This is a genomic window from Flavobacterium sp. SH_e (genome assembly GCF_025717045.1).
Lineage (GTDB): Bacteria > Bacteroidota > Bacteroidia > Flavobacteriales > Flavobacteriaceae > Flavobacterium.
Window position 1 is genome coordinate 939,656 of sequence record NZ_JAOVZN010000006.1, and the last position, 7,716, is coordinate 947,371.

General features: G+C 31.3%; 6 protein-coding genes. 4 read left to right on the plus strand and 2 right to left on the minus strand.

Features of this window, described 5'->3' with window-relative positions:
* Nucleotides 1-6: 6 nt before the first annotated feature.
* The 4 genes from OD917_RS14935 (at nt 7) to OD917_RS14950 (ending at nt 3,410) form a co-directional block, all read left to right on the plus strand.
* A complete protein-coding gene (locus OD917_RS14935; protein ID WP_263524229.1) occupies nt 7-1,335 on the plus strand; it encodes a sensor histidine kinase in 1,329 nt (442 codons plus the stop codon).
* Between the two features lie 104 nt (nt 1,336-1,439).
* Nucleotides 1,440-1,631, plus strand: a complete 192-nt coding sequence (locus OD917_RS14940) for a hypothetical protein (protein ID WP_263524230.1) — start codon at nt 1,440-1,442, stop codon at nt 1,629-1,631.
* Nucleotides 1,632-1,798: 167 nt separating this feature from the next.
* On the plus strand, nt 1,799-3,034 hold the full coding sequence (locus OD917_RS14945) for a metallophosphoesterase (protein WP_263524231.1): 1,236 nt from the start codon (nt 1,799-1,801) through the stop codon (nt 3,032-3,034).
* A gap of 73 nt (nt 3,035-3,107) precedes the next feature.
* Nucleotides 3,108-3,410, plus strand: a complete 303-nt coding sequence (locus tag OD917_RS14950) for a thioredoxin family protein (RefSeq protein ID WP_008466807.1) — start codon at nt 3,108-3,110, stop codon at nt 3,408-3,410.
* Between the two features lie 25 nt (nt 3,411-3,435).
* On the opposite strand, the gene OD917_RS14955 is transcribed toward OD917_RS14950, so the two are convergent.
* On the minus strand, nt 3,436-4,077 hold the full coding sequence (locus OD917_RS14955) for a polysaccharide deacetylase family protein (protein WP_263524232.1): 642 nt from the start codon (nt 4,075-4,077) through the stop codon (nt 3,436-3,438).
* 98 nt (nt 4,078-4,175) lie between these two features.
* Nucleotides 4,176-7,457 (minus strand): DUF2723 domain-containing protein, encoded by a 3,282-nt coding sequence (locus OD917_RS14960; RefSeq protein WP_263524233.1) that lies wholly within the window; start codon nt 7,455-7,457, stop codon nt 4,176-4,178.
* Between the last annotated feature and the right edge of the window lie 259 nt (nt 7,458-7,716).

A 7,716-nucleotide genomic window follows, 5' to 3' on the forward strand; every position in this document is an offset into this window, starting at 1 on the left:
ATTCTTGTGAAAATAAAACATCAATTAGCCATTTTTAATGCCATGACAAGATTGTTGGTCATTTTGGTTTTATGGCTAATGCTCCCTATTTTGGTAGAAAATGTAGTCTATCATCATATTAATAACAGTCTTTTAGAGAAAAAGAAGAAATTTATAGAGCATTTAAATCAGGAAGAAATAAATGATTTCATAGAAAATCCCGATGATTCAACAGAAACTTTTTCGGAGTTTTCAACTCTTCACAGTGAGTTTTTAGTACTTTCTCGCGTTCCGATGCAATTACATCAGAAGAAAACAACTTTCAGTAATGAATACCGTAAAATAGAAGGAGAAGAAAACGAATATCGAATTTTACAGCATCATTTTGTGTACGAAGGTCAAGACTATCAGCTTGAAATTGGTAGTAGTTTGAGCGAGGTTAACGATTTGACTTTTGTAATTAAACTCTTTATTATAATAGTTTTTGTGATCATTCTATTTATTACTTTTCTGGCCGATACGTTTTATATAGAATATCTTTTAAAGCCGTTTTACAAAATTATTGATACCAAAATACGGCGTGTAAACGAACCAGAAACATTTGATCATACTCCGATAAAAGCAGCTTCGAGAGATTTTAGAGAACTGGATTTTGTTCTGAATCAAATGATGGATCGAATTGCTGAAGTTTTTAAAAAAGAAAAACAGTTTATTTCGAATGTTTCGCACGAACTTCTTACGCCAATTGCATTGCTCAAAAACAAACTTGAAAACTTATTGCAGAATGAATCTTTAGATGACAATGCGGTTGATAAAATTGCAGGTTCGCTAAAGACATTAGATATGCTAAAAAAAATCATCAATAATCTTCTCTTAATTTCTAGAATTGATAATAATCAATATGAAGCGAATGAAGAAATTGATCTTCGCGAAATAATTTCAGATTTGTATGAAGATCTTCAAGATCGAATTGACGATAAAGAAATTCACTTCGAAAATAAAATGCAAAACGGCTTTGCCTTTACTGGGAATAAAACTTTAATTCATATTCTCTTATATAATTTAGCTACAAACGCCATCAAGTACAATAAATCTGGCGGAAATATTATAGTAGAAGACGGTTCTGTTAATGAGCATTATTTTATTTCAGTAAAAGATTCAGGAATAGGAATGGATGAATCACAGACTGAAAAAATATTTAGCCGTTTTGCCAGAATCAGTTCAGATCAGGAAGGGCAGGGATTAGGACTCGCCATTGCACAAAGCATAGCTTCTTTTCATCACATTCAAATAAAAGTAAAATCAGTTTTAAATGAAGGAACCACTTTTACCTTATTGTTTGAAAAAGCTAATTAAAAGTTAAAATTTCTTGTAGGACTTTATCTTCATTTTGTCTTCATTTAGCGATTATATCTTTGATTTATAAATAATGAAATAACAATCATAAAAATTTAAAAGTCATGAAAAAATTAGCAATTTTAGCAGTAGCAGTTTTAGGAACGTTCTCAATGGTAAACGCGCAAACAACTCCAGCGCAAACAACTCAAACAAAAGAAGCGAAAGCTCCTAAACATGATAAAAAAACAAACAAAAAAGCTAAAGGTGAGAAAAAAGCAGAAACTGCAAAACCAGAAGCTGAAAAAGCAAAATAATATAAGCGACACTTTTAAGTCGTAAGATTAAATAGTTTTAAAGGTTGGTAGGTTAAAGCTGGAAGAAGCCATTCTTTCAGCTTTTTTATTTTTTAGAGTTAAATTTTTTATAATAAAAAGAAATAGAATTCTCATTCTTTGTTACTTTGTTTAAAACTACAAATTAAATGATCTTTCGCTTTATAATTCTTTGTGCTCTTTTATTATTTATTGAGTTCTATTCCTATCAAGCTTTTCGAACTTTAATCAAAACACGTTGGGTTTTGATTGGTTATCAAGTTATAAGCTTACTGGTTTTAATCTTTATTATATATTCTTTTTCTCAGGTAGACCGTTCTGTTGGTCAGACTAGGCAATTTATGTTTACTACAGGTTTGATGCTGACGGTGTATGTGCCTAAAATTGTGCTTACGCTAATAATGTTTGGCGAAGATATTTTTAGAATAGGAGCAAGTATCTTAAATTATTTTATTTATAATACTCCTCGAAAGGAAATGATGCCCGATAGACGAAAGTTTGTAAGTCAGTTAGCATTAGGTTTGGCTGCAATCCCGTTTCTTTCTATTATTTATGGAATTTTTGAAGGAAAATATAATTTTAAAGTAATCAAACAAACCATATTTTTTCCAGACCTTCCAGATGCTTTTGATGGTTTTAAAATCACACAAATTTCGGATGTTCATAGCGGAAGTTTTGATAATCCAGAGAAAATCAATTATGCTATTGATTTAATCAATGCGCAAGAAGCAGATTTGATTTTGTTTACGGGAGATATTGTAAATACACATGCTAAAGAAATGCATCCTTGGCTGGAAACTTTTAGTCGTATTAAAGATTATAAATATGGGAAGTTTGCAGTTTTAGGAAATCATGATTATGGCGAATATGTGACTTGGCCTTCTGAGAAAGAAAAAGACGAAAATTTTAAGGCAATTAAAAATTTGTATGGCCAAATTGGTTTTAAATTAATGCTGAATGAACATACTTATATTCAAAAAGGCGATGATAAAATTGCTTTGATTGGTGTAGAAAACTGGGGAGTGAATTTTAAAAAAGCAGGAGATTTAAATAAAGCTTCTGAAAATGTTCATCAAGACGATTTTAAAGTTTTAATGAGCCACGATCCAAGTCATTGGGAAGCAGAAATTAAAGATCATCCAAAGAACTTTCATTTGACATTTGCAGGACATACGCACGGTATGCAGTTCGGAATCGAAATTCCGGGATATTTTAAATGGAGTTTAGCACAATATATTTATAAACAATGGGCTGGATTGTACGAAAACGTCGGAAGATACGTTTATGTTAACCGTGGATTTGGTTTTCATGCTTATCCGGGACGAGTTGGAATTATGCCTGAAATAACAGTAATTGAACTAAAAAAGGGCGGTAATGTCGCTTAATTCGTTAAAAATGCTACATTTGTATAATATTTATTTCTTTTAAGAGATTTAAAAAACTTAAATTTTTGGTTTTATGTCAAAATTTGGAGAATTAATAAATGCTCAAGTTCCAGTGTTAATTGACTTTTACACAGATTGGAATGAATCTTCAGTTTCTATGCATCCTGTTATTAAGGATGTAGCTGCTGCGCTTGGTGATAAAGCTAAGGTAATCAAAATAGATGTAGATAAAAATCAGGAACTGGCAGAAGCACTTCGCATAAAAGGATTACCAACTTTAATGATTTATAAAGAAGGACAAATGATCTGGAGACAATCTGGAGAGCTTGATGCGAATACTATAATAGGAATTGTTCAAGAACAATTTAACGTCTAAATAACTTCTCTTTTGTTGATGTTATTTAGTGAATAATGTCAAATTTATATCCATTTTCTTTTAAAAAATGCAGTGTTCTAGGCAAAGCAAATCTTAAATTTGGAGAAGCTTTAATACTGTCATGAAAAACAATTACACTTCCTGATTTAACATTTTTTGTTACGTTTTCAAGACATTTTTCAGGAGTTATACTTTGGTCAAAATCTGCACTTAAAACATCCCACATTACAATTTTATAGCCTAATTTTCTAAGAATTTTAGATTGTGCTTTTTTGATTTTTCCATAAGGAGGACGAAATAATAAATGATGTGGAGCTTTTTCCTGCTCGTCTAAAATATCTGCGCAGTTTTTTACATTTTCAATATATTCATTCGTGTGGCTTTTCCATCCATTTACATGATTCATGGTGTGGTTTCCAATTGAATGACCTTCGGTAATTAATTTTTCGAAAAGAGTCAAGTTGGCTTTAATGTTTTTTCCAATGCAGAAGAAAGTGGCTTTTGCATCAAATTTTTTCAATTCAGATAAAACCCAATCTGTTATTTCTGGAGTAGGGCCGTCATCAAAAGTCAAGTATATTTTCTTTTCATTGTTGGGAATGTCCCAGCAATATTTAGAGAATACCTTTTTAATAAATGAATTAGTTTTTACCCAATAGAAACTCATCTTGAATGTAATTGTATTATAGTATAAAATTAAAAAATGCAGCGCTATTTATCAAACAGCGCTGCATTTTTTTAATTGTTAAGATTTTTGTATATTATCTATTCTTTTTCACGTCCAAAACGCTCAAAAACATTTACATAAGTGTTGAATGTTGTCTTGTGTTTATTGTAAAAAGCAGTGTCTTTATTTGCATCCATTACGTGTAATAAACTTCTATAACGTTCAATATCTGTAATAATATCTACTGCTAAATCAGTTTGGTCAGATGGAGTCAATGTGCTGTAATAGTTTAAGTTCTCTTTATATTTTTGAACTAGTTTGTTTAGAAGATCTTGCGCTTTAGCAGTTTCTCCAACTTTGTAATAACCATCAGCAAAAGCTTCAACTAAAGAATAATATCCAAATTTGTCTAAAGGCATTTTTGTCATTGCTAAATTAATTACGTTTTTAGCTTTGTCAATTTTACCTTCTTCAATAAGTTGGTTCATTAATCTAGAAAGATTAGTGCGGTATGTAATACTGTTTCTTCTTGTTTCTGGATCATGATAAATTTTTTCGCTTTCGCTGTTACCCCAATCCCATTTCATTACAATATCATACATTTTATCTGCATCAATTTGTCCCATGTCTAATGGTCCGCCATCTTTAGAAGGAGTATTTTTTACTGGAACTAATTTGTATACCATTCCGTCTAGTTGCAGATAATCTTTTAACCATAAATAATCTTCATCATCAAAAGCACCACCACTAAAGTAAATTGGTCTTTTCCAATTGTTATTTGCTAAGATATCAAGCATCATTAAACGGTTTTTGTATAATGCGCTTCCTTTAATGTCAATATCTAAGTAAGGAACAATAGAATCGTAATATTTCGGATTAACTACTTTATTCTGGATAATAGTGTTTTTGTCTACATTCACTCTAATCTTGTTTGTTGGGTAGAAATGAATAGTTTGTCCATTTTGTAAACCAACAGTTGATTTAGGGTTTTTGATGAAATCGATAAAATCTTTAATGTTCCAGCGAGTGTCAATTTTCTGAATGTAAGCAGTGTAATCCAAGTTGTCTCCTACATATTGGCTATGTACAAAAGAAATAGGCAACGGATTAGATTCATAAGACTTAGCTTTCATTTGATCGATGTACCAGTCTGTCATAAATAAACTTGTATTCACGATTTTAACATCGGTTCTAAAGTGTTCAATTTCCTGTGCATACCAAAGTGGGAAAGTATCATTATCTCCAATGGTAAATAAAATAGCATCTTTGTCACAAGAACTTAAATATGCTTTTGCCATTGCAACTGCAGTATATCTTCCAGATCTATCGTGATCATCCCAGTTTTGTGAAGCCATTAAAATTGGAGCGGCTAATAAACTCCCTGCAATGATAACTGGTCCAGCAATTTTAGGTGCCAGATATTTCTGGAAACTTTCATAAAGTGAATAAACCCCAAATCCTATCCAGATAGCAAAGACATAGAACGATCCTACAAGTGCATAATCTCTTTCACGAGGTTCGAAAGGTCTTTCGTTTAAGTATATTTTTAATGCGATTCCTGTAAATAAGAATAAAGCCAAAAGAACATAAAAACTTTTTAAATCTTTGTTTGCATGGTACATGATACCAATTAAACCTAAAATAAATGGAAGGAAATAATAAACATTTCTTCCCTTATTATTTAATACATCTGATGGTAAATTGTCTTGAGAACCTAAATGAATTGAATCTAAAGGTTTAATACCACTGATCCAGTTTCCATCTAAATTATCGTATTTACCTTGAACATCATTTTGGCGTCCAACAAAATTCCACATTAAATATCTCCAGTACATGTATCCAAATTGATACTCAAACATAAAACTGAAATTGTCTACTGTAGTTGGTTTTTCGATAATTAAGTAGTCACCATAGCTTCTTAAGAATTTAATATAGCCTTCATTGTCAATTTGTTTTTGCGCATAAGCTTTTCTAAATTCAGAAACTGTTTTTTCAACTTCATTACGCAACTGAGCTGTAGCTTTATTGTATTCGTCTTCGCTTAATTGGCTGGCGTCGATTCCGTATTTTGCCAAATCTTCATCATAATCATAATTAGGATTGATTCTGAATTTCGGAGGATTTGTAAAATTGATGTAGTTTTGAATGTGAGCTGTTTCTGTACTCCACATTCTTGGTAGAACTGCTTTCTGATTGTCGTCAGAATTTTGTTCTGCATTTTTGTAATTATTGGTAATGATATATTTACCTGTTTTATAATCTCTTTCGTAGTTTGGTTTTTTGTCTAAATAAGGTGTTTTAGCATCAAGACCAGAGAAAAGTTCTGTGTATTGAGGGCCATAAAATAAAGGATTCACACCATATTGTTCACGATTATAGTACGCTAAAACCTCAGTAGCATCAGAAGGTTTGTTTTCGTTAATAACTGTATTTGCATTTGCACGTACAGGAAGCATTAACCAAGTAGAGAAACCAATTAGAATGAATAAAATACATAATATTATAGTGTTGTAAAATATCAATCCTTTTTGTTTAGTGTATTTTAATCCAAAATAGAAAAAAGCAATAAATAATAATGCGACAAAAATAGTTCCTGAGTTAAAAGGAAGCCCCATGCTGTTTACCATGAAGATTTCGGTTTTTCCGAAAAATGCCATAGTTAATGGAAGAAGTAATTTGAAAATAAATAAAAGGATTCCAATAACAACTACATTAGCAATAAGGAAATTTTTGATTGTAACTTTTTCGTAGTGTTTGAAATAGTATAAAAATCCAATAGATGGAATAGTTAAAAGAGCCATAAAGTGAACTCCAAACGAAAGACCAACAACCAACGAAATGATTAAAAGCCATTTATTTCCTTTTGGTTTGTCCATATCTTGTTCCCAACGCAAACCAAGCCAAAAAAGTAATGCAATTAATAAAGAAGCCATTGCATAAACCTCTGCTTCAACAGCATTAAACCAAAAACTATCAGAAAATGTATAAGCTAAAGCCCCAACAAAAGAGCTTCCTAAAATAACAATTGAATTGTTTTGGTCAATTTCAGCAAAACGAGCTACAATCTTTTTTAAAATCATAGACGAAGACCAGAACAGAAATAATATAGTAAATGCGCTAGAGAAAACAGACATCATGTTAACCATTACAGCTACATGTTGTGCGTCTATTGCAAACATGGCAAAAAATGCACCCATCATTTGGAAAAGCGGAGCTCCCGGCGGGTGACCTACTTCAAGTTTGGCTGCGGTAGCAATATATTCTCCGCAATCCCAAAAGCTCATTGTAGGTTCAACAGTTAAAGTGTAAGTTATTAAAGCGATTGCAAATGCAAACCAACCAATAATTGTATTCCATTTATTGAAATTGAATTGTGCCATATTTAGGTGTTAAAAATTTGAATGTTTTTCTATCCTACAAAGAAAATGTTTTTTTATGTAAAGAAACGAGCATTAACAAAAAATTCTATAAAACTATCAGGAAATAGCAATGTATTGTTTATGAGGAACTTCTATTGTTGATGCAGGTTTTAAACAGAGAAAAACCAAAAAAAATGAATTTTTTTGCTCAAAAAGTTTGGATAAACTAAATAAAGACTTAAATTTGCACTCGCTAATAGCACTGCTGGTCTATGGTGTA